The 23,422-nt window shown below is 42.8% G+C and carries 18 protein-coding genes; 16 read left to right on the top strand and 2 right to left on the bottom strand.

The window, feature by feature from the left end; all coding sequences use genetic code 11:
* The first annotated feature begins 338 nt into the window (after positions 1 to 338).
* The 6 genes from MKX42_RS22170 (at position 339) to MKX42_RS22145 (ending at position 9,519) form a co-directional block, all read left to right on the top strand.
* The gene (locus MKX42_RS22170; RefSeq protein WP_340754655.1) at positions 339 to 3,878 is read left to right on the top strand and encodes an LAGLIDADG family homing endonuclease; all 3,540 of its coding nucleotides are present in this window, start codon (positions 339 to 341) and stop codon (positions 3,876 to 3,878) included.
* Positions 3,879 to 4,289: 411 nt separating this feature from the next.
* A complete protein-coding gene (locus tag MKX42_RS22165; RefSeq protein WP_340754653.1) occupies positions 4,290 to 5,336 on the top strand; it encodes a nucleotidyltransferase domain-containing protein in 1,047 nt (348 codons plus the stop codon).
* A gap of 8 nt (positions 5,337 to 5,344) precedes the next feature.
* A complete protein-coding gene (locus tag MKX42_RS22160; RefSeq protein WP_340754651.1) occupies positions 5,345 to 7,156 on the top strand; it encodes an E2/UBC family protein in 1,812 nt (603 codons plus the stop codon).
* A gap of 10 nt (positions 7,157 to 7,166) precedes the next feature.
* Positions 7,167 to 7,667: a Mov34/MPN/PAD-1 family protein gene (locus MKX42_RS22155; protein ID WP_340754649.1), complete on the top strand. Its 501-nt coding sequence runs from the start codon at positions 7,167 to 7,169 to the stop codon at positions 7,665 to 7,667.
* Positions 7,664 to 8,767 carry an SAVED domain-containing protein gene (locus MKX42_RS22150; protein WP_340754647.1) on the top strand — a complete coding sequence of 368 codons (1,104 nt, stop codon included), beginning with the start codon at positions 7,664 to 7,666 and terminating at the stop codon, positions 8,765 to 8,767. Before MKX42_RS22155 ends, MKX42_RS22150 begins: the two co-directional genes overlap by 4 nt.
* Positions 8,768 to 9,000: 233 nt before the next feature.
* On the top strand, positions 9,001 to 9,519 hold the full coding sequence (locus tag MKX42_RS22145) for a hypothetical protein (protein WP_340754645.1): 519 nt from the start codon (positions 9,001 to 9,003) through the stop codon (positions 9,517 to 9,519).
* 187 nt (positions 9,520 to 9,706) lie between these two features.
* Here the strand turns inward: MKX42_RS22145 and MKX42_RS22140 are convergent, their stop codons facing one another.
* Positions 9,707 to 10,381: a hypothetical protein gene (locus MKX42_RS22140; RefSeq protein WP_340754643.1), complete on the bottom strand. Its 675-nt coding sequence runs from the start codon at positions 10,379 to 10,381 to the stop codon at positions 9,707 to 9,709.
* Positions 10,382 to 10,615: 234 nt separating this feature from the next.
* Between MKX42_RS22140 and MKX42_RS22135 the strand changes: the two genes are divergently transcribed.
* The 10 genes from MKX42_RS22135 to mnhG all read left to right on the top strand — a co-directional run bounded on the left by MKX42_RS22135 (position 10,616) and on the right by mnhG (position 22,249).
* Complete coding sequence (locus MKX42_RS22135) at positions 10,616 to 13,099, top strand: lipase family alpha/beta hydrolase (protein ID WP_340754642.1); 2,484 nt, start codon at positions 10,616 to 10,618, stop codon at positions 13,097 to 13,099.
* Between the two features lie 16 nt (positions 13,100 to 13,115).
* On the top strand, positions 13,116 to 13,721 hold the full coding sequence (locus MKX42_RS22130; protein ID WP_340754640.1) for a hypothetical protein: 606 nt from the start codon (positions 13,116 to 13,118) through the stop codon (positions 13,719 to 13,721).
* A gap of 112 nt (positions 13,722 to 13,833) precedes the next feature.
* Positions 13,834 to 14,961, top strand: a complete 1,128-nt coding sequence (locus tag MKX42_RS22125) for a hypothetical protein (protein ID WP_340754639.1) — start codon at positions 13,834 to 13,836, stop codon at positions 14,959 to 14,961.
* Between the two features lie 831 nt (positions 14,962 to 15,792).
* Entirely contained in the window at positions 15,793 to 16,431 is a 639-nt protein-coding gene (locus MKX42_RS22120) for a universal stress protein (protein WP_340754637.1), read from the top strand.
* Positions 16,432 to 16,474: 43 nt separating this feature from the next.
* Entirely contained in the window at positions 16,475 to 19,327 is a 2,853-nt protein-coding gene (locus tag MKX42_RS22115; RefSeq protein ID WP_340757764.1) for a Na+/H+ antiporter subunit A, read from the top strand.
* On the top strand, positions 19,315 to 19,647 hold the full coding sequence (locus MKX42_RS22110; protein ID WP_036725033.1) for a Na(+)/H(+) antiporter subunit C: 333 nt from the start codon (positions 19,315 to 19,317) through the stop codon (positions 19,645 to 19,647). The genes MKX42_RS22115 and MKX42_RS22110 overlap by 13 nt, the downstream gene beginning before the upstream one ends.
* Complete coding sequence (locus tag MKX42_RS22105; RefSeq protein WP_340754634.1) at positions 19,644 to 21,119, top strand: Na+/H+ antiporter subunit D; 1,476 nt, start codon at positions 19,644 to 19,646, stop codon at positions 21,117 to 21,119. The genes MKX42_RS22110 and MKX42_RS22105 overlap by 4 nt, the downstream gene beginning before the upstream one ends.
* A gap of 5 nt (positions 21,120 to 21,124) precedes the next feature.
* Positions 21,125 to 21,607 carry a Na+/H+ antiporter subunit E gene (locus MKX42_RS22100; RefSeq protein ID WP_036725030.1) on the top strand — a complete coding sequence of 161 codons (483 nt, stop codon included), beginning with the start codon at positions 21,125 to 21,127 and terminating at the stop codon, positions 21,605 to 21,607.
* Positions 21,607 to 21,900, top strand: a complete 294-nt coding sequence (locus tag MKX42_RS22095) for a Na(+)/H(+) antiporter subunit F1 (protein ID WP_036725027.1) — start codon at positions 21,607 to 21,609, stop codon at positions 21,898 to 21,900. Before MKX42_RS22100 ends, MKX42_RS22095 begins: the two co-directional genes overlap by 1 nt.
* Positions 21,890 to 22,249 carry a monovalent cation/H(+) antiporter subunit G gene (mnhG, locus tag MKX42_RS22090; protein WP_081751132.1) on the top strand — a complete coding sequence of 120 codons (360 nt, stop codon included), beginning with the start codon at positions 21,890 to 21,892 and terminating at the stop codon, positions 22,247 to 22,249. Before MKX42_RS22095 ends, mnhG begins: the two co-directional genes overlap by 11 nt.
* A gap of 233 nt (positions 22,250 to 22,482) precedes the next feature.
* On the opposite strand, the gene MKX42_RS22085 is transcribed toward mnhG, so the two are convergent.
* Positions 22,483 to 23,331, bottom strand: a complete 849-nt coding sequence (locus tag MKX42_RS22085; RefSeq protein WP_340754633.1) for an AraC family transcriptional regulator — start codon at positions 23,329 to 23,331, stop codon at positions 22,483 to 22,485.
* Between the last annotated feature and the right edge of the window lie 91 nt (positions 23,332 to 23,422).

Raw genomic sequence — 23,422 nt, 5'->3', positions numbered from 1 at the left:
TATGGAATTCACAGAGGAACGCTGTAATCCGCCTTGAAAGCTTTCAGTTCCAGTGTCTGCAAAAAAACGAGAAAGAGGGAGGAAATGAGCCTTTCTTTTCCTGTTTTTCCGTTATTCCTGCCTGGGGCTGCTTTTTCAAAAAAGACCTCTATCCACAACATGTGGTATAGTTTAAAAGTTAACGCACACCATATATTGTTACAAAAGCATGAAATTTAGCGGGTATGCGGATTTTTTCGGCTGTTTGTTATTGACAAGAGGAGCTTCCGCCGGACAAGCAGGCTGCGGCTGCCCAGCCGCCGGAAGCATGACCTATTATATCCTGGGAGGTTTTGCTATTGAGTACAGTGGAACACAACAAGCGTCTAGAGGGTCTGAGCGAGAAAATATTCCTGGACCGTTATGCCTGGAAGGACGCGGACAGCAATAATGCCAAGGTAGGCGATGTAGTACTTGTCCTGACGAAGGATGATCCGAAGTTCCCAACCAAGGAGGTTGGCGAGATTGTAGAGCGTACAGGCCGGATGGTTACGGTAAAAACCCGCAGCGGCGAGTTGGTGCAGTCGGATGTGGAAAAGCTGACGTTGAACATTGAGAAGACGCCGGAGGAGATGTGGGACCGCCTTGCGGCAGCGATGGCTTCCGTGGAGAAGACTCCCGGGCTTCAGGAAGAATGGACAGGCAAATTCCGCTCGATTCTGGATGACTGGAAGCTGGTTCCCGGCGGACGGATTGCGGCTGGGGCCGGAGCCAGCGAGGAGCTTACACTGTTCAACTGCTATGTGATTCCATCTCCCAAAGACAGCCGGGGCGGCATCATGGAGACACTCTCCGAGATGACCGAGATTATGGCCCGCGGCGGCGGGGTAGGCATCAATCTGTCCTCGCTGCGCCCGCGCCGTGCCATTGTCAGAGGGGTGAACGGTTCCTCCAGCGGCTCCGTGTCCTGGGGCGGCCTGTTCAGCTATACAACCGGACTGATTGAACAAGGCGGGAGCCGCCGCGGCGCGCTGATGCTGATGATCAACGACTGGCACCCGGATGTGCTGGATTTCATTACCGTGAAGCAGACGATGGGCCAGGTTACCAATGCCAATCTGTCGGTCTGCGTCAGCAATGGCTTCATGAAGGCCGTCAAGGAGGATCTGGACTGGGAGCTGGTCTTCCCGGATACCACCGATCCGGATTACGACACCCTCTGGGACGGCGATCTGGATAAATGGAAGTCCGACAACCGCCGCGTCATCCCTTACCGCACCGTCAGAGCACGCGATATCTGGCATACGATTATCGAATCGGCCTGGAAGTCCGCAGAACCGGGCGTTGTTTTCATGGAGTATTATAATCAGATGTCGAATAGCTGGTATTTCAATCCAATCATTTGTACCAATCCGTGCTTCCACCCGGACACCCGGATTGCAACGGAATACGGTCTCTTAACCATTGAAGAGCTGTATAAGAAGGTCGGAACGGAATCCTTCCTGGTGGGAACCGATTCGAGACTGGTGGAGCAGGCCAAAGTGGTTGGCGGAAGAAGCTATGAAGTTCCAGGTCTACAGATGAGACGGGCGACAGTGTTCCCAACCGGGACCAGAGAAACCTTGAAGATCTCGCTGCAAAATGGGGTGGAGCTGTCCGTAACGCCTGAACACCGCTTATTTACTGACTCCGGCTGGAAAGAGGCTCAGACTCTGAGTGCAGACGATTGCGTTTATTTGCAGTCCGGTGAGGGCGGGTTCGCGGCTAAGGATACACTTGGTGAGGATTGGGTCATTGAACAACTTGAGGAACTCGAAGTCAAGGCAGTTAGAGCCGCCGACAAAGAGGTTCCGGCTGCGGTGTATACCGCTTCACGCCAGACTGTTGTAGCGTTCCTGCAAGGATTATTCTCCGCAGACGGAACAGTATATGACCGAGATGAGATGCATCCTACTGTCCGCTTGACCTCAGCTTCAAAGAAACTTCTTCAAGGCGTTCAGTTGCTGCTGCTTAATTTCGGAATTAACAGCTCAATCTATAACGACGAACACAGCGGATTCTATGAGCTTATCTTAAGCGGCAACAACATCCTGGAGTTCAAGAATAAGATCGGCTTCAAGCTGATTACCAGAAAACAAGAAGCACTGGAGCGCATTGCCCGGCCTTCCCGCAAAAATGAAAAGTTTATCTCCAAAGTCGTTGGTATCGAAGCAGGCGAGGTTGTGACGGTATACGATATTACTGAGCCTGTTACGCACTCGCTGATAGCTGGTGGTGTTGTTGCTCATAACTGCGGTGAACAAGGCCTTCCCGGCTGGGGCGTGTGCAACCTGTCCGCCGTCAATCTTTCCAAGTTCTACGATGCGGAGAACCACGATGTGGACTGGGCAGATCTGGCGACAACGACCCGTTATTCCGTTCGTTTCCTGGATAATGTCATCGACAAGACACCATATCATTTCCCGGAAAATGAAGCCAACCAGAAGCTCGAACGCCGCGTAGGTCTCGGCACCATGGGTCTGGCTGAGCTGATGATCAAGCTGAATATCCGTTATGGCAGTCCCGAATCCCTGGAGTTCCTGGACAAGCTCTACGGCTTCATGGCCCGCGAGGCGTATCTGGCTTCTGCCGAGATCGCTGGCGAGAAGGGGGCGTTCCAGGCCTTCGACACGGATAAATATCTGCAGAGCGGCTTCATGCGGAATATCACCGAGGTCTACCCGGAAGTGGGCGAGTCGATCCGCAAACATGGTATGCGTAACGTAACTGTGATTACCCAGGCCCCTACCGGCAGCACGGGAACTATGGTCGGCACCTCCACAGGAATCGAACCGTATTTCGCCTTCAAATATTTCCGCCAGAGCCGTCTCGGCTATGACGAGCAATTCGTACCTATTGCCCAGGAATGGCTGGAAGCCCATCCGGGAGAGGAACTGCCGGACTACTTCGTCACCTCGATGGACCTGTCCGCTAAGGATCATATCCGGGCGCAGGCCGCTATTCAGCGCTGGGTGGATAGCTCCATCTCCAAGACCGCGAACTGCCCGTCTGACTTCACGGTGGAAGAGACCGCCGAGCTGTATGAAATGGCCTTTGATCTGGGCTGCAAAGGCGTGACGATCTACCGTGACGGCAGCCGTGATGTGCAGGTGCTGGAGACGGCGAAGAAGGAAGAGAAGAAGGATACTGCGGCAGAAGTTAAGCCAGTGGAAGCCAAGGAAGCAGCACCGGAAGCTACGGTTAATGTCACGGCAAAACCAATGACTATGGAAGCTGCTCCGGGTCTACAGCCGGGGACCAGCGGAGTAGACAAGCAATACAAGAAGCGTCCGCAGGTGCTGCGCGGTGCGACCTATAAGATCAACACGCCGTTCGGCATGGCGTATATCACGATCAACGATCTTGATGGTATCCCGGCCGAAATTTTCCTGAATGTGGGCAAGGCTGGCTCTGACGTCTTCGCCATGGCGGAAGCCCTGGGCCGCGTCTGCTCGCTATTCCTGCGCTACGGAGATCACGGTGAGAAGGTCGGCCTGCTGATCAAGCACCTCAAGGGCATCGGCGGTTCCGGCGCCATCGGCTTCGGTGCGAACCGCGTCGAGTCCATCGCCGACGCGGTGGCGAAGGCCCTGGAGACCCATGTGCTGAATAACGCCCATGACGATCATATTCCTGCGCCAATCGCAGCAACGCTGGAGCTTGATTTCAACGAGGCGCTGAACGCCGAGCTGAAATCCACGGTTCCTGCGGCGGCTACCAACGATAGCCACGGCGGTCATGACGCACATAGCCACGCCACCGCTTCGCGGGATCTTTGCCCTTCCTGCGGCAGCGCCTCGCTGATTAATATTGAGGGCTGTAAGACTTGTGGGAATTGTGGGTATAGCCGGTGCGGGTGAGGGCGGACTTGAATTCCATGATTAATTAAAAATTGTGAAATTCCATAATTAAATGGAATTGTAACAGAATTCAATGCACTGAAATTCCATAATTCAATGGAATTTGAATATTTATGCATAATTATTTTTTACCTTTCAACATCTTGAACACGACAATATATTTCATTATGTTGCCGTGTTCTTTTGTTTATTTAATGAATACAAGGGCTTTCATGAATTTCTAAAAAACATTCAATTATAGACTGACTATCTTTTTAGATCATTAGAAAAAATAAAACTAAACAATATATAGTGTATAAAGTAAATAGAACACTATATGTAGTTGAAGTAACTGATTATATTTGCTATAATTCAATAAATGGGAACAATTGTTTGTGTTGCAGGTTCTTATTAAAATATGGAGGTATAACGATGGCAAATCTCCAAAAAGAGTTTATAGAGTTTCATGATTTAATAAAGTTGAAAATTGATGATGAGAATGCCAAGCTAAAAGAGAAGAGAGATATCATTTTAAATCGTCTGAGTCACAAAATTTCCTCTGATGCAAAAAGCTATACGCACTTCAACCAGGGAAGTTATGCAATGGCTACTGGAATCATACCCCTAGCTGGTGAATATGACATTGATGTTGGTCTATGGTTTGATATGTCTAAGGATGATATTAAACCTATGGCAGCAAAAAAATGGGTGTACGATGCATTGGTTAACCACACTGATGAGGTGTGCTACAAGAATCCATGCGTAACAGTTACATATAAGGAGAACAGGGAATCGAAGTTCCATGTTGATGTAACTATTTATGCAGTGAATAATAACGATGGAAAAGTTTATTTAGCGAAAGGCAAACCGGGTAGTAAGGAAGAAAATAAAAAATGGGAAGAATCAAATCCTAAAGACTTAATAGAACTTATTTCAGAGCATTTTGATGATGCTGATGACCGCAAGCAATTTCGCCGCATAATTCGCTTTCTTAAAAGATGGAAAGATCATAAGTTCACAGCAGGCAGTGCAGGAAAACCGACTGGTATTGCTTTAACAATTTGTGCATATCATCATTTCACTACTTCGTATAATTACGATTTTTTTGAACAAAAGAAAAAATATGATGATTTAGCAGCCCTTGAAAAGTTTATTTCGGTGATACGGGGGAAATTTAGTCCTAAATACTCATTTGATAATGAAGGTAAATTAATCGTTGATTATTGTATGGAAATATTGCTACCTTTATCTCCGTATAATGATTTGTTTGTAAAAATGACTGATCATCAAATGACTAATTTTTATGAGAAGTTAGGAAAGCTACAGGATGCTCTCAAAGAAGCGAAAAGTGAAGTTGACCCAGTAAAGGCGGCAGAAATACTTGAAAAGCAATTTGGTGATGATTTTCCAATCCCGCCTAAGCCCACTACTGGGAAGACACAGTCGAGGGTAATTGGTACTTCTAACGATTCGGCATAGGTGAATTTATGGAAATCTATTTTGAATTTCTTCAAGAATATGGAAGAGACCTAATTACTGACTTAGAAAGAATGGAAGTTAATGAACCAAATGGCTATGTCTTAAAAGGAACTGTTATAGTTAATAACAAAGGCGTACCTATATTACTATCAATTCCAGACGAATTTCCGAGGAAACTTCCTGAAATTTTTCTTCAAAATTATGATTGCCTTGGATTCATCCCTCATGTTGAAAAGAACGGAAAAATCTGTTTTGTTCAACAAGAGGGAGTTTTTTTTGATCAGGATTTCCCTGGAGATCTACTTCTTGAATCAATTAAATTAAGTATTTCTACACTGGAGAAAGGGGAGAGTGGCGAAAATAGATTTGATTTCATTAAAGAGTTCGAAAGTTATTGGTTAGGTCAACCTAATATAATACTTTCTGACTCTATAATGAACCTAAATGATAAAGTAAAATTAATCACTGTTTGGAAAAGTGTGAAGGGCCATAGGGAGACGCTTCTAGCATCTGATAGTCAATTAGAAGCTAAAAGACACTTTGAGAAAGTTCTAAAGCAAGATTTCAAGGATGCCAAGCCTTTTACAGGAATATATATTCCTCTTGAAAATCACGATGGAATTTATCCCCCCGGATATGATGATAATTGGACTGCCTCTAAGCTTAGGGATGTAGTCTTTAATCACATAAACGTAGGGAATAAAAACAAGATATACAAATTGTTGAGGAACAAATTAATAAGTACCAATCCAGGATTTATAGTCATTTCAATTCCTCATGTGGATAGAAATACAACTTTGATAGGCTTTAACTTCACGCTAAACAAGTATAAGGGAAGACCAAACAGAAGAAAGAGTCACCTAAAGTACTGGATGCACCCGTTACACCATTTTTCAGGTAATACAAAGTTACTTCCAATCCACTTTTTTAGACACAATGTCGATTACATGAGAATTAGAGGCGGGGCAATTCCGGTTATGTCCAGCAGGCATGTAGTTATTGCCGGAATTGGATCAGTGGGAAGCCGTATTGCTATGGAAGTTATACGAAGTGGTGTTAATAAACTCACTCTGATTGATCCTGATGTGCTTAGCTTGGATAATATTTATCGAAATGAATTAGGCGCTGATAAGGTATATTTGCGTGCGAAAAATAAAGAACAAGTAAGTACTCAACCTTCTATGAAAACAAGGGCATTAGCAGAAGAAATCAAGGCAAAGTTTCCACATGTTCAAGTTTATGAGCTTCCTAACACACTAGAAGAAGCACTGATTGAGGAACTAATTGATATAAGTGAAGTGGATTTGATTATAGTTGCAACAGGGGATTCGAGCGGTGAAGTATTCATTAACAAGTTTCTTCAGGATGAGATTAGTGCACCACCGACAGTGTTTACTTGGCTTGACCCCTTAGGAATAGGAGGACATGCATTACTGACGTTAAATAAAAATAGAACTGGATGTTTCAAATGTTTATTACATCGAGAGACCTTATACGGGCCGATGGTAAATAAAGCTTCATTTGCACAATCAGGGCAAAATTTCGTGAAAACGATGTCAGGTTGCTCTTCGGCTTTTACTCCTTTCAGTTCGCTGGATGCTGTACAAACTGCTGTACTTGCAACAAGGCTGGCAGTGAATGTATTGATGGGGAAGGAAGAAGATAATCCTCTATTATCTTGGAAGGGGAACGCAGAAGAATTTTTATCATCAGGGTATAAACTTTCGAGCAGATATTTAAAATCCACTGTAGAGGATTTATACACTTATAGGTATCACTATAAGGACGACAGTTGTCCAGTATGCCATAAGCGTATATAGAGAAGATCTAATGAAAAGTTTAGTATTTTCAGCACCTAATGAGGGCCGAGTGAAGATATCAGAAGAACCACTTAAAATAATGAATTCATACTGCCAATCAAAGCGTACAGATGCTGAAGCAGGTGGTATGTTATTTGGTCGTTTTATTATTGATTCAAATGATATTGTAATTGATGACCTATCTGTACCTATGAAAGGTGATATTAGAAAAAGAACATATTTTCATAGAAGTGTGAAAAATCATCAAGAGGTTTTAAATCTTGTTTATGAAGAAAGTAGCGGCACATGCCATTATGTAGGAGAGTGGCATACACATCCCGAGAATGACCCCTCTCCTTCAGATATTGATTTAAAAAACTGGCATCGTGTTATGTTCATGACCATTACTGAATCTAACCTCTTTTTATTTATTATTGTAGGAATCACACGAATTAGAATTTGGCAAGGGAATAAGAAGCTAAATCAAATCATTCCCTTAGAATTATTAGAGAAGGAGACTATGGATATATGACCCGAAAAAATCTTAGTGACCCAGACAAGTTTGCTCTTTGGGGGAATTCAGGTGGCATCTGTGCTATACGGGGTTGCGAAGAGGAACTTATCTTTACGATCAATGGTATCAATGTAAATACCTCGAACGCAGCTCATATTATTAGTCATGGAGGAAAAGGACCAAGAAATGAATATAGAAGTGAGTATGGGATAACGGAATTTAATGTGGATGAAGTACCTAACCTTATGCTTACTTGTTTAAAGCATCATAAAATTATTGATGCTGAGGGATCTAAGGACCTCTATCCACCTTCTCTTCTTTACGAAATGAAAGAAGAACACGAAGCATGGGTGAAATCGCAATTATCTAAAAAGCAAAAGTCAATTGCTTTTCTTCATAAAACCAAAGGCGGACCTATTGACGAAATTGTCATTAGCAGAGAGCTACAGAGTTTCTTGGTAGCGTCTATGCAGTATCAAGAGGAATTCACAGACTTCACACCGGAATCCTGGCAGTTGGCAAAGAGAAATAATGAAGAGCTTATGAAGAGTTATCGTTTAACAACAAGACAGCATTCAGGAACTAGAGTTGAGATGTTTCCACTTTCCCATATTCCTTTGTTAATCCATATTGGTTTTTTATTGACAGACACGACTCCACTGACGGTCTATCAATATGACCGTAATAATCAAAACTGGGTATTAAGTTCACCTCAAGAAATTCAGAGTGGACTTGAACCTGAGATTGAAATAATTTCAAGTGAAAATAAAACTTTAGTGGTCACTATTGGACTTAGTGGTATTGTTAATTTAGAAGATGTTAAGGCTGTTATTGCTGAACAGAAATTTGATTTATTTAATATTAAGATTGATGATCCGAGGCCTGATAGAGTACTGTATGCCGATGATGTTGAAGTAATAAAGAAGCTTTTCTATGAAAATGTATTTAAACTGCATGTAACAAATAAATATAAGGACCTTCATTTATTTTATGCTGGTCCAGCTGGACTAGCTGTTGAATTAGGTCGTTGTATTAATGAAAGTATGTGGCCATATGTTCATCTTTATAATTACGAAGGCAGGAATGAACCTAAGTACCAATTTGCATTTAAAATATAATTTTAGAAGGGGATGCGCAAATATGGATATTAAACCTAACTTGTGTGTAACCTTTGATGAAAGTACTAGATTGACCGTTCGATCTAAAATTATCATGGATTTAATTCGCTATTTTATAACGAAAAGAGCCTGACATTAAACATGTTAGGCCTTTTGAATTTCAATTATATAGATATGGAAGAGCCACTTGTAGTTAAAATTATTAAAATCTATATTATTAAGGTGGAGTTAATTTGAATACAGTTATTGATATAAAAAAGAGTCTAACTGCTATGATAAAAAGCAAACATTTATTGATATATGTATACGCTTTGGTAATGGGTAGCATTATTTCAGCTGATATACTGAGGGGGAATTCAAGCTTCAGTCAAGGGTTAGTTTTATGGATAGCTATAATGACAATTATTACATATGTAAATTACAAGTTATACTTAAGTACAAATATATTAATGATGGCATTCATTACATATTTAGTGCTGCCTTTGATTATCGCTTTGTCTTCTGTCCTTGTATTTGGTGCAATCACTGGTAAATTAAATATGAGTGTTCCCTTTATCGCTATTACTATCGTATATGCGATCATGTTTTTTCTACAAGGCCAGAGAACAAAATGGTCAGATATATTTATGGAAAATATAAAGATTGCATTAGATATTGTAAGAACTATTTTCGCTATAGCACTCGGCCTAATTAAATCGAAACTATACATTCTTCCAGTATGTCATTTTAGATTACCCAAAAATGACGTCTGATGATTTGAAGCAATTTATGCAACTCCTGGTACAGTCATTGACCTTTCCTTTTATCATACTGACCTCGATTCTCCGGATAATTACTGACTGGTTGCTGCTCAAAAGAAAGAGAAGAAAAGTATAGGGACAGTATATTGTTCGACTACTTATTGAGACATTAAACTGGAATACATCTATTTAAATACATTTAATTTAACTTCTTGTTTCTTCTTCTTCTATTTATTTTTCTCTCGTTTCTCTTAAGCAATTGTTCTGGATTAAAGGAGCCATAGGACTTTTGGAATCGGTTTATTCCTAACAACCACATAATTGTTATTGCCACGCTAAGAAGTAAAGCTCCCCTTAAAGATGTTTGAAGAAACAGTGGAAAGTACTTCGTAGTGTTGTACATGACGTAGTAATTCCATAATAGTGCAATGTTTTTATTCCGAGTAGATCTACTACGAATTTCAGACCCTATGACTACGTCTTTTTGAAGTAGTTGAAATATTCCAATCAATAAAATGAGAGGGACAAAAGGGAGAAGACCGCTAGACTTCAAAATGAGTAAACAAATCAGGTTGAATTTTAGTAGCTGATCTATAATCTGAAAATGAGATTCTAATGCATACGGTTTTCTGGTTAAGAAAATTAGTGTTGTATTGAAAATCGAGATAATTCCAGGTAAAACAACAATTGGTGAAAGGATCTTTCGGGCGAGCGGTAGGCGTAACATTCTATCCCATTGTGCAATGATTAACAATCGATCTTGAAAGTGGGCCATCTTTTTTCTGGCCTTAAGTATATGTATTGCTGCGGATGGCATCTCTTTGTGATTGAACTGATAAGCTGCAGTCTTTTTCTTTTTAATCTTTTTATTCATAATTCTACCTCCACTAACTTGTCATAATAAATACGATGAGTTTATTCCAAAGTTCCTTTTATTGATGTATATAGCCATTCTAATCAGGATTTATATGATGGAGTGACATTTAAATTTAACACTTTATGCGAAAAAGAAGGTATTTTGTACTATATAATAGAAAACATAATAACTGTCATAAAATTATAGAATATGTGAGAGACAGACAATTTTATATACAAGGGGAAATGTTCGTTGAAACGTTTAGTGTTTATTCCTGGAATAATGGGTTCTACTTTATTTGAAGGACAAACGAATAAGAGGTGGCATAGTCCCAAAAATAAAAATCTTAAGCGGTTGAAATTTGACCCTGCCCTACCTAATAAGATATCAGCTGGGCGACCACTGGAAAATGGTGTTTTTTTTATACATAACTTTGTGAAGAAAGCCCGAGTTTACAGTCCGATAATGAACTTTCTTAGTTCTATTGAAAAAGAGAATGAAGATTATTCTTATGAAGAGTTTGGATACGACTGGCGAATTAATATTGAAGATAACCGAATGAAGCTAGACGAATTTCTCTCAGGCTTCTTAGGTGATGAAATTATTGTTATTGCTCATAGCATGGGAGGTTTGCTAACTCATAGCTATTGTCAGTGGGCGATGGGTAGAGAAGACAAACCTAATATTACCAAAGTAATTACGTTAGCAACCCCATGGCATGGTTCTCCGGATGCCTATATAGCGATTATGTATGGTCTTGAAAAACGGTGCTTTCCGGATCCTGAGGTCATTGCCGAAGTTGCAAAGACTTTTCCCAGCGTATACCAACTGTTACCATCAAGACAGATGCTAAGCACTAGAAAACTATTGGAAAAAGATAAAAGGCAATTAAGATGGGCAGAAATATTTAATTTTTTGTCTGAACAGGGTTGCAACGTTAAGGATGCGCATATCCTTAATAAGGATCTTCATGATTCTTTAAGAAATCCATGGCCTGAAGACATTAAACATTATCATATGATTGGCCATGATCATGGAACATTCGAATCCTTTAGACTATCCTCCTTCGATGAAGATTATGCAGATGTAACCGATGGTGATGAGACAGTTCCTGTTGATTATGCAACTCCAGATCCAATATATAATACAGAGGTATCTCATGTAAGAGGGACACATTTAGGGGTAACACAATTACAAGTAGTTCATAACTGGATTAAAAATATCCTCTTTGGCTTTGACTACGCTAATACTCCAGGGTTAACCAAGAATTATACGAAAAGGATGAATTGGGTCGCCCAAAGAATTGCGTGTCCAGTCGAAGTGGCTATTGAAGAAGAAATTGATATTTTTGATGAACCAGTTCATGCATTTACATCACATCGTGTTGGGGATGTTACTTATGTAATATACAACGATAAAGTTGCCACTGAACTCACAATTGAACCCTATGATGAAGGTCTAACTTCCTTAGAAACAATAAGCATTTGTGGTGGTAAGGAGACCGTTGTGAAGAAGTATCCATCAATTGAAGTTGAACCGGCAAGTAAGGCAACTGTTAAAATAAGTTTCGATACAACAGGAGAACCCAAAACAGAAGTTGTATCTGTTGCCAATACAGGGGAGTCATTTAAAGTTGAAGGAGTAATTGTGCCAAGTCAAGTAGATAATCCAAATGAGGCTCCTACAACAAGATGCTTATTGAAAGAAGTATCTGAAAAAAGTGGGAACAAGTATTTCTCACACGATGGAGTAATAATAAATTTTTCAGCAAAAGGAGCAAATGACACAACTATTCTCGAAACGTTGTATTCTATTAATGATGGACCGCAAGTCAGATTTAAAAATAATCCCACTAAGTTAATACTCGGAAGGGACATTGTTGCCGGGAAAAACATTGTTACTTACTACTCTCGAGATATTTACGATAATGTGGAAAAAATAAAATCCAGAGATTTTTCTGTTGAATCTAAAATCCCTGAAATTTTAACATTAATTAAACTACATCCTGACTTTGAACTAAACGTTGAATTCCAACCTTATTATCACGGTTTGTGGGATTACAGTTTTGTTTATAAGCTTAATGATAGTGAAGAAGTACAGGAATATAATAAACCTTTGGAACTTAGGTTTAAAGATGTGAAAAAAATAAGTGTGAAAGCAACTAATAAGTTTGAAACGCATTCGGCTTGGAAAACCATTGATCTTGACTTTACTGCGATTACAGAGTTCATTTGGGGTATTGAATTAAATAATACAATCGGAGAGGTGAACGAGTATTTCCCTCAAAGCCCTGATGATCTTGTAAAAGTAAGTATTGGTAGTTCCGAAAAGGAACTTTTTGAAAAATTACCACGGAATGCGAAAAATATTGTGTTTGATTATGATGATGTTATGTACAATATTGCGTTAATACCAAAATATGATGTTTATTTGGATTATCATTCAGAAATAATAAACAGAGAACAGGAAGAAGTGCAAATTTCATTTATGGTTTTTGATTCTGAAGGAAATCGAGAAAAATATTTAAAACCACATGTGAAATATACCTATTTACCTGCAAAGGATGCTACAATGGACACACAAGAAGCAACTGTTTCAAATGATGAAAAAGGTCTATATTCATTTACAATTTCTGTACAATCTTTGCCGAAGGAAGTTAATAAGATAAAATTTGAATTTAGAGACACTGCATCTCGTATTAGCCCATTAAAGATCAAGGAGTTTAAAATCCAGTAAGGAAGGGGCCGAAGTTATGGGAGATAATGTAGTTTTTTGGATCCTATATATCATTGGTGGAGTACCCTTTTTCGGTCTTTTAATCCTTGATAATCTTATAATTAATAAAAAGCGATTCAATCTTATTAGTTCATTTCCAAGATTGTTACAGTACTTCACTATAGCTGAAGGTACTTGGGTCCTTTTTTGGTTAATTGGGTACGTGCTAAGAAGCTCAAGAGAACACCTTCTTCTTGGAATATTACCTTGCAGTATTCTTTTAATAACATGGTTATCGTATTCGATGGTGATTGTTAGAGAAGCATATGCTCAAAAGAGAAAAAATAATGTTATGTCAAAAAGGATATCCCCTATAATTAATAAATGGTTGGATGATATAACTGATGATACCCTTATTTTGAATGAGATCTTTTGGGACTTAAACGAAAGAAATAATCGTTTGAGAGGGAAAATTGTTATTAAAGTTCAAGGTGGTCCTGCGGTTGATTGGAATCAAGAAGCAGCCGAGTTAAAAAAGCAGATCAGTAAAGGGATTTCACTTGAAGTTGTATCTAATGATGTACTAGTGTACCCAAAGTATCCTAATGCTGATGATCATAACAATGATCAAGTTATTCATTAATATTGCCCACTATAGATATGTAAATCAAAAGAATCGCACAATAATTGGGCGATTCTTTTGATTGTATATTTGTATCATCGAGTGTTTATTAAAAGGACTGAAAGGAGTTTTTATGACGAATCCAATTCAAGGTGTTAGGCATGTTTTTGATATAGTTAAAGCAGCGAGAGACAATCAGAATCCGTTTTCAGACGAAATGATACAACAGTTATTAGATGCAACGGTTTCTGATGAGAAAATACGATCGAGGTATAATAATTTTTCTAAAGGCTATTCTGCTGAAGAGCTTTTCAGAAGAATTTTTTCACTACTTCCGTGGGTAAGATTAATTACTCCTTTAGGACAAGAACAATATCCTGAAGTTTCGAAGCAAAATCTACAGACACCGGATTATGAAATCACTTATGAGGTTGGATCTCAAAGAGAATTAAAAAAAATTCTTGTAGAAGTTAAATTAGTTGATGGAAATAAGCAAAGCTTTGAATTGTTAAAAAATACATATGAAGTACTTAAAAATTATGAAGATAGCTCTCCGCACCCTCTTGTTTTTGCAGTTTTTTGGCGAAATAGATTGCAGTGGACTATAAATTCAATTGAAGCATTTTCAGAGAAAAGTTCTTGTTATAAGATTTCATATGAACAAGCTTGTCTGAACGATCTTTCAGCAGTATTTGGTGATTACTCTTATGTATTTAGAAAACCAATATATAGGAAGTCAAGGTTTTCAAATATAAAAAATCACAGAAGTAAATATTACCATAATCACGAGAAATATGGACAGACTATTTACGAAGGAATTTCATTGGATGGAAAAAAATACAAAGAGATTATTTCTATTGAAACACCAGTGATTGATAGTGCATTTAATTTTGAACAAATTAATTATAAGAAGCTTAACTCAAGAAGAATAGAAATCGTAGAGAAGGTAATTCTTAATGATTCCGTTTATGTTTATAAATTATCGTCGTTAATCTTGGGTTTCCTTATGAAGATATATTATTACAACAAAGATGACATGTATTATCAAGATAATTTTATTGTGGAGAATGCATTTAATATCGTCGATACAGTTAGAAGAACTTGCGGCGGCGAAAAGTTTTACCTTCTTCCTCAAAATAAGCAAGAAAAGACACGTAATCTGATGAAGGATCAGTTTGGAAATGCACCTCATATATATAAAATGTACAATAGTAACGAATTGTTGGACGGTCCAATTTTGTGTAGCCATGAGCCTTTCTGAATAAATAAAGGATATACAAGATGGTGGGGAAAACTTTTCATATGCATAAAATTCATTTGACAAAACCTCCATTGTATTATGATGAATATCATGCATATGGTATTGTTTTTTCATCAGCGGGATTTTGCGCTTTCTTTGAGCCATTTTAGGATTTTTTAAAGACGGAGTAACCGCTTTTTCATTTTTGGTGAGCCATCATTCCTAATAGATTAAGGGTATTAACTCTCTTTTTTTGCAGCTTTGGTGATCCACCACAATTACAATAAAATTTTATTTTTATAAAGCAAGCAACAAACTATATAAACAGTCCCGGTGAGAGTCTTTTATATTTCATCGGGACTGTTTGTATTTTTATTTAACTAACGCTACGGCTCAGGTTATGGAGATATGAGATTTTGTATCTGCTGCCATTCTTTTCACGGGTTTAGTCTGATTCTAACATATTCCCGGGGGAGATAGGGTACGCTAATGGGAACCGGATCAGTGAAGCTTTCGGTACGGAAACTAAATTCTTCAAAGGAAAAGCTGCTTGTTTGCGGTACTGCCGTATTAGGAGTTAATAACTTATCCATTTTCCAGCCAAGTAGTAACATAGCGGCGAACAGGGAAATGCAGCATATTATTTTACGTATTAACATGAGGAATTCCTCCTTTTCACACAGCCTCCCCTGAGGCTTCCATGAGTATTCACCGCAAATTGCCTTTACTTTCGCCTTCGATGACTATATAATTGCAATAATTGTATACGGAGTTAACCGGAGGAGCCTGCCAACAGCGGGCTCTTTTTGTGTTTTTTACCTGGAATAAATTTACTGCTGTGGAGGGTTTGAAATGGAAATGGAAATGAACAATGAGAGCATCATGGTGTGTGTGCATTATGGGCCGCACGGGCAGCGGTTGATACAGCGGGGAGGACAATTGGCCAGGTTGCTCAATGCCCCGTTGATGGTACTCACTGTAGATGCATCCGGGGAGAATGAATACAACAGGGAGAAGCAGCAGTACTTGTCTGGCTGGGAGCATCAGACCAAGGAGGCTGGCGGACAATTTGTGATCCGCAAATGTAACGGCAAAAAAACGGTTGATGTGATTGTGGAGACTGCAAAGGATAACAAAATTACACAAATTGTACTCGGACAGTCAAGCCAAACGCTGTGGCAGGAGATTACACGGGGAAGCTTCATTAATGAGCTGCTGGAGCGGATGGGTCCGATTGATCTTCATATCGTTGCGGTCCAGCGGTATCCGGAGCTGCTCGAGCAGTCCCATGAGCAAGGGTTCTCTGCTTATTTGGTCAAAGAAGGCGACCGCCATATCCTTATGGATGAACCGGATGGGAATGAAGCCATGAAGGGGGTTTTCTTTCGTGAGCTTGATACAGATTTCAATACCGGCCTGTTCAAAATCGTCAGCAACGGCGAAGCGCAATATTTGAGAATTGTACAGAACGAATGGGTGAAGCCCCGTTAAGAGGATTATACAAACTAGAAAGGGGGCTTAAGCCTTGCTGCATATGATTATCCTGCTTCCGTTTTTGCTTGCTGCGCTAATGCTGCTGCTGAAGCAAAATAAACGGTTTCACTTGGGCTGGATCGCTCTGCCCCTTCCCGCAGCTCTCTTTATTTATTTCCTGACGAGAATTCCAGCCATCCGGGCAGGAGAGCCTATTGTGAACAGTATCACTTGGATGCCGTCCTTTGGGGTAAATATTTCGCTCGTGCTGGATGGGCTCAGCTTGCTCTTTGTCCTGCTGATTACCGGAATGGGTGCCCTGGTTGTTCTATATTCGATTTATTATCTCGATAAGCTCATGGAGGGAATCCGCCAGTTTTATATATACCTGCTCCTGTTCATGGGAGCCATGTTAGGAGTGGTGCTGTCAGATAATCTGATGGTGCTGTACGGGTTCTGGGAACTGACGAGCATATCTTCGTTCCTGCTCATTGCCTTCTGGCACCGCCGGGAAAGATCCTCCTATGGAGCAATGAAGTCCATGCTGATCACGGTGTTCGGCGGTCTGGCGATGCTTGCTGGATTCAATCTGCTATATGTAATGACCGGCACCTATAGTATCCGCGAGATTATTGCACAGGCAGGGACCTTAACAGAAAGTGGAATGTTTATCCCGTCCATGCTGCTTATTCTCCTGGGAGCCTTTACGAAATCCGCCCAATTTCCGTTCCATATCTGGCTGCCTGATGCCATGGAAGCGCCGACTCCGGTCAGTGCGTATCTTCACTCGGCGACCATGGTTAAGGCGGGGATCTATCTGGTAGCGCGGCTCACCCCGCTGTATGCCGGACAATCCGAGTGGTTCTGGCTGGTTTCTGTCACAGGACTGGTAACTCTGATCTATGGGTCGTTCAAAGCCATCCGGCAAACCGATCTCAAGGCCTTACTTGCATACTCCACGATCAGTCAACTCGGCTTGATCATGTCTTTGCTAGGACTCGGGTCGGCGGCAGCCTTCTTTACCGGTACGGGGGATGCGGTTTTCTATACGATGGCTACTACAGCTGCGCTCTTTCATCTCATTAACCATGCTGTATTTAAAGGCAGTCTGTTTATGGTTGTGGGCATCATTGACCATGAGACGGGTACCCGTGATCTGCGCAAGCTTGGAGGGCTTATGTCTCTCATGCCGGTCACCTTCTCTATCGCATTGATCGGGACATTCTCTATGGCCGGATTGCCGCCATTCAGCGGATTCCTTAGTAAAGAAATGTTCTTCACTTCTGTACTCAATATCCGGGAGTTTGACATCCTGAGCTCAGGATACTGGACACAGCTCTTTCCGGTGATTGCCTGGATTGCCAGTGTATTTACCTTTGTATACAGCATGATCTTTGTCTTCAAGACCTTCCGCGGCAAGCTGAGGGAAGACAAACTGGATAAAGTTCCGCATGAAGCTCCACTGGGTCTCTTACTGTCACCCGTGATTCTGATTTCACTTGCAGTAGTGTTCGCTTTCTTCCCTGATCTGGTCTCTGCCACGCTGATTGAACCGGCGATGTCTTCCATTCATACGGGGCTGCTCGCACCGGAAGAAGCCTTTGAGGTTTCTATTCATTTCTGGCATGGATGGACACCAGAAATCTTCATGACCCTCGGTGTTATAGCAGCAGGTACGCTGTTGTTTAGAATCTATACCCGGTTACGTGTTCTAGACCGTGAAGCCGGCGGAACCAATGCACTGAGCCGTATGTATGACTTCTCGTTAAGACTGCTCGAGAATGGTTCAAGACGCTTAACCGATGCTTATATGACTGGTTCGGGTCGCCATTACCTGCTCTATATTTTCAGCTTTTTCATCATTTCCTCACTCACAGTTCTGTTGCGGCAGCAGGGCATTAGCTTTGGTATGGATCAGTATGCCTCATTGTCTTTTTATGAATTGGCTGTTGTAGCAGCCATGCTGCTGGCTGCCTTTGCAGTTCCATTTGCCAAGTCACGTGTGAGCGCGATTCTTTTCACCGGTGGTGTGGGGTATATGGTGACGCTGCTCTTCGTTCTTTTCCGGGCACCGGATCTTGCACTCACACAGATGATTATAGAGACCGTATCGGTCATTCTGTTCCTTCTTTGTTTCCGGTATTTACCGAAGCTGAAGAAGCAGAAGGAGCCTCTGCGCTTTAAGCTGCCCAATCTGATTATTGCGGCTGGAGCTGGTATCACGATGACGTTGATTGCTCTGGCGGCTATGGGTACCAGTCCTTTTGAACCGATTTCCGAGTTTTTCTTGAAGGAAAGCTACAACCGGGCTGGCGGAAAGAATGTGGTCAACGTCATCCTGGTAGATTTCCGCGGGTTTGATACTTTGTTTGAAATCATGGTGCTTGGCATCGCCTCACTGGCCATTTATGGTCTGATTCATCTGAGAATGGAGACGGAATTGCCGCCGCTGGAGCCCGCCAAGACAGAACTATTGCCGCTGCGCAGCAATGATGTGATTCTACAGACGATCTCCAAGGGGATTGTCCTTGTCATTCTGATATTCTCCCTGTATCTGTTCTTTGCCGGGCATAATCATCCCGGGGGAGGTTTTATCGGGGCTTTGATGGCTTCTGCTGCGCTTATGCTCATTGCAATCGCATTTGGAATGGATCAGGTACGTAAGGTGCTCCCTGTGAATTACCGGCTGCTTACAGCTTCCGGGCTCATGCTGGCTATTCTGACAGCGTCAGGTTCATTCTTGTTTGACGCTCCTTTTCTAAGTCACACGTTCGGCCACTTCCATCTGCCTGTACTTGGGGATACGGAGCTGGCGACTGCTGTCCTGTTTGACCTTGGTGTATTCCTGGCCGTAGTCGGCGTGACGATGACCATCATTTTATCGATCGGAGGGGAGAAGAAATGGAACTCGTAATGGCGGTAGCGGTCGGAATTCTTTTCATGATCGGTGTTTACCTGATTCTCTCCAAAAGCCTGCTGCGCATTGTGCTGGGAACCTCCTTGCTGACGCATGGAGTCCATCTGCTGCTGCTCACGATGGCCGGGCTCAAAAGGGGGGCAGCCCCTGTACTAGGCAAGGCGGATACCTATGTTGATCCGCTGCCGCAGGCGCTGATTCTAACCTCCATTGTCATCAGCTTTGGGGTCACAGCCTTCTTTTTCGTACTCGCATACCGGTCTTATCAGACGCGGGGTACTGATGAAATGGACAGCATTAAGGAGGACAACGAATGAGTAATCTATTGGTGCTCCCGATTCTCATTCCGCTGGCTACGGCTGTCATCCTGATTTTTCTCAAAGAGAAGATCCGGCTTCAGCGCGTGATTAGTGCGCTCAGCGGCCTGCTTAACATTCTGATTGCGGTGCTGCTGGTTACACGTGTCCACTCCGAGGGCATACTGACCCTGCAGATGGGGGGCTGGGCTCCTCCGTATGGCATTGTATTTGTAGGTGATATGTTTGCTGTATTGCTGGTAACGATGGCTTCGATCGTCAGTTTTGCGATTCTGTGCTACTCCTTCAGCAGTATTGGAGAGCAGCGGGAGCGGTTCTATTACTATACGTTCTTTCAGTTTTTGCTGGTCGGGGTATACGGCTCGTTTCTTACGGGGGATATTTTCAACCTGTTTGTCTTTTTTGAGGTCATGCTGATTTCTTCTTATGCGCTCATCTCACTCGGTGGGACCAAGCTTCAGCTAAGAGAAACGTCGAAATACCTGCTTATTAATATCGTATCCTCGACACTGTTCGTAGCTGCGGTAGCTTATCTCTATGCAGCGGTAGGAACGCTCAACATGGCGCACCTGTCCCAGCGTATCGCTGAAGCGGGACAAGGCGGCGTGCTTAATGTGATTGCTGTTTTGTTCTTGATTGTATTCTCCCTGAAGGCAGGACTATTCCTGTTCTTCTGGCTTCCAGGGTCCTACAGTGCACCTCCGGCGGCTGTCAGAGCGTTGTTCGGTGCCCTGCTGACCAAAGTAGGACTCTATGCAATCATCCGCACCTTCACGTTGTTGTTCGTGAACGATCCCGGCTTCACTCATGACTGGATCGCCTGGATGGCTGCTGCTACCATGATCCTGGGCAGCCTGGGGGCAGTGGCTTATAGGGATATCCCGCGGATTCTGAATTATAACGTCATTATCAGCGTTGGATTTGTAGCCTTTGGGCTTGCTGCAGGGACTGCAGATTCAATGAATGGGGCAGTCTTCTATCTGCTGCACGATATGCTGGCCAAGGGACTTATGTTTATTCTGGGCGGGATGATTATATCCGCAGCCGGAACTGACCGGCTAGGCAGTATGGGCGGGATGATCAGAAAGTATCCGCTCCTCGGCTGGATGTTTTTTATTCTGGCGCTCGCCCTGGTGGGGATTCCGCCGCTTAGCGGTTTTGCCGGCAAAATTATGATCCTCCGTGGAGCGTTGTCCGAGGGGATGCTGACGCTGTCCCTCATTGGTCTGGGATCAAGCTTTCTGGTGCTGTTCTCCCTGATGAAGGTGTTCAGGCTGGCCTTCTGGGGAAATGAACCCAAGGAAGAGCAGCCTAAGGTGAGCTTGAAGGTTGCTTCGGCTGTGGCTGCCGGCCTGCTGCTGCTTGTGATTGCAATGGGGATCGGAGCGGAGTATGTGTATACTTATGTATCGCAGGCTGGCGAGGTTCTGGCTTCACCTGCGCTATATATTGAAGCCATAATGAAGGAGTAGTGAATATGGCCTTACAATTCCTGTTTAATCTGTTGATTGCCTTTCTGTGGATGGCGATCAATAACAATGGCTCTGGCTCAAGCTTCTTAGTAGGTTATCTGCTGGGCATCGGACTTTTACTGTTATTTAGGAAATCCAGGTCCCAGCCCCGGACCTTCTATCTCATACGTATATGGGCTGTACTGAAGCTTCTGCTGATCTTTGCCCGTGAACTTACGGTCTCGAATTTCGTGGTCATTGGCCATATCATCCGTCCAAAACTGGCTATACGTCCCGGTATCTTTGCTTATGAGACTGCCTTGGCCACGCCCTGGGAGGTCACACTGCTCTCGTGCCTGATTTGTCTGACACCGGGAACCCTGACTCTTGATGTGTCGAAGGATGGCAAGACGCTGTACATTCATGCTATTGATATTAAAGATGCACAGCTGCTGGTCACGCAGATTAGAGGCACCTTCGAACGAGCGATCAGGGAGGTGACCCGTTAATGATCCCAGTTATGCTAACCGTGGCCATGATCATTCTGGCTCTGGCGATGCTGGCCTGCCTGTTCCGTCTCCTGAAAGGGCCAACCCGCTCCGACAGGGTTGCCGCACTCGATACGATCGGCATTCATGTACTCGCTATGATAACCGTCTTCAGTATGCTGCTGGATACCCAGGATTTTATAGAAGTCATTCTGGTTATCGGAATTCTGACGTTTATTGGTACTACGGCACTGGCCAGATATATTGAACGGGGAGCCGTTATAGAGGATGGAGGGAACCCCAATGACAGGTGAACTGATTAGCTCTATTCTTGTGGTAATGGGTGCAGTCTTCTGCGGCTTAAGTGCCTTCGGCTTAGTCCGGCTGCCCGATGTCTATCTGCGTTCACATGCGGCTACCAAAAGTGCAACCTTCGGGGTATTGTGTTTGCTGACAGGAGGTTTCCTGTACTTTTGGTTCAAAGACGGAACGGTTAATGTCAAGCTTCTGCTGGCGATTGTATTTGTATTCATCACTTCACCGGTAGCAGGTCACTTAAATGGCCGGGCTGCCTACCGTTCCGGAGTGCCCTTATGGAAGGGAAGCGTTCAGGATGACCTGAAGGTGCTGGGGGAAGAAAGCAAGGAAACGTCTGTAAAATAATAGTTGATCGCTGAATTCCTTATTAGGAGGCGGGGGAACCAGGTGGGCAGTCTTCCAGCGGGTTCGTGATCAAGTGGGCGAGCGCATCAAGCAATTCGCTGATACAGGTGAATAAGACAGAGATACAGCCGGGGCTTCCCGGCTGTATCTCTAAGGAGGACGCGGAGTTCAATTTCCAGGGTTCGTTCGAAAAGCCGCGTGTAATAGACACAACAAGCTCTCCATACAATTTCTCAATAAATCCTGCTCATATACTCTGAGGGGGAGCAGCCCTTCACTTTGCGGAATACCCGGCTAAAGTAAAAGGGGGAGTTGAAGCCGAGCCGCTCGCTGATCTCGGAGACATTCAGATTTGTGTTGCGCATCATTCCTGCTGCTTTGTCCATGAAGAATTGGGCATTGTACATTTGGATGGTGCTCCCTGTTTTATGTTTGAAGACTTCACACAAGTAACTGTAATTCATCTCCAGAGAAGCGGAAAGCTCCTGTGAATTGAGGGTGTAGCTGTCCTTTTGTTCAAGAAATTCGATAATTCTGCTTACCGTCCGGTCCGACTTGCTCAGCGGGGACTGGTGAAGAGACTGCCTGAAGAGAGTGATGAACAGCTCCATCGTTTGCAGGCTTAGCGTGATGGTGCGGAGCGGATCTGTTGTATTGTACAGTTGAACGGCGGCTTTCAGCTGCTTCTCGAGCTTCTCGGGGTGTGAGATCCTTCCGTGCTTGGGAAGTGTAATGCACTTACGGAATTCTTCTAATAATGGTTTTCCTTTTAATGGATTACTGTTCTGCTCCGCTTCTCCCTCGGAATTACAGAAGAAATGAATCCAGTACCATGAAGTGCCCGCAGGTGTGCGGGGTTCTCCCCAGTGATGCAGACCGCTTTTCAGGAACAGAAATTCTCCCTTGCGGATGAGATACTCCGTTTCTTCCTCCCAGACCTCCATTTGCCCATCGGCCAAATAGAGGAAAACTTCCCACTCCAGCCTCCTGTCAGGATGCGTATATAAGCTTTCAGTCCTATGGGAACCCAAATCTTGTACGTTCAATACTTTATCGAAGTGTAATATCACGTTGTTGTGCATGCCTTATCCTCCTTACATAAACAGATACAAAATCTGAAAATAGTATAGGTTAACCAAAGGTGATGAATTCAATTATAGATGTCCGGCATTA

The sequence above is a fragment of the Paenibacillus sp. FSL R7-0204 genome, from assembly GCF_038002225.1.
Classification (GTDB): Bacteria; Bacillota; Bacilli; order Paenibacillales; family Paenibacillaceae; genus Paenibacillus_AQ.
Note: the sequence above shows the minus strand (reverse complement) of the source record. Positions and strands in the feature narration are given on the sequence as shown.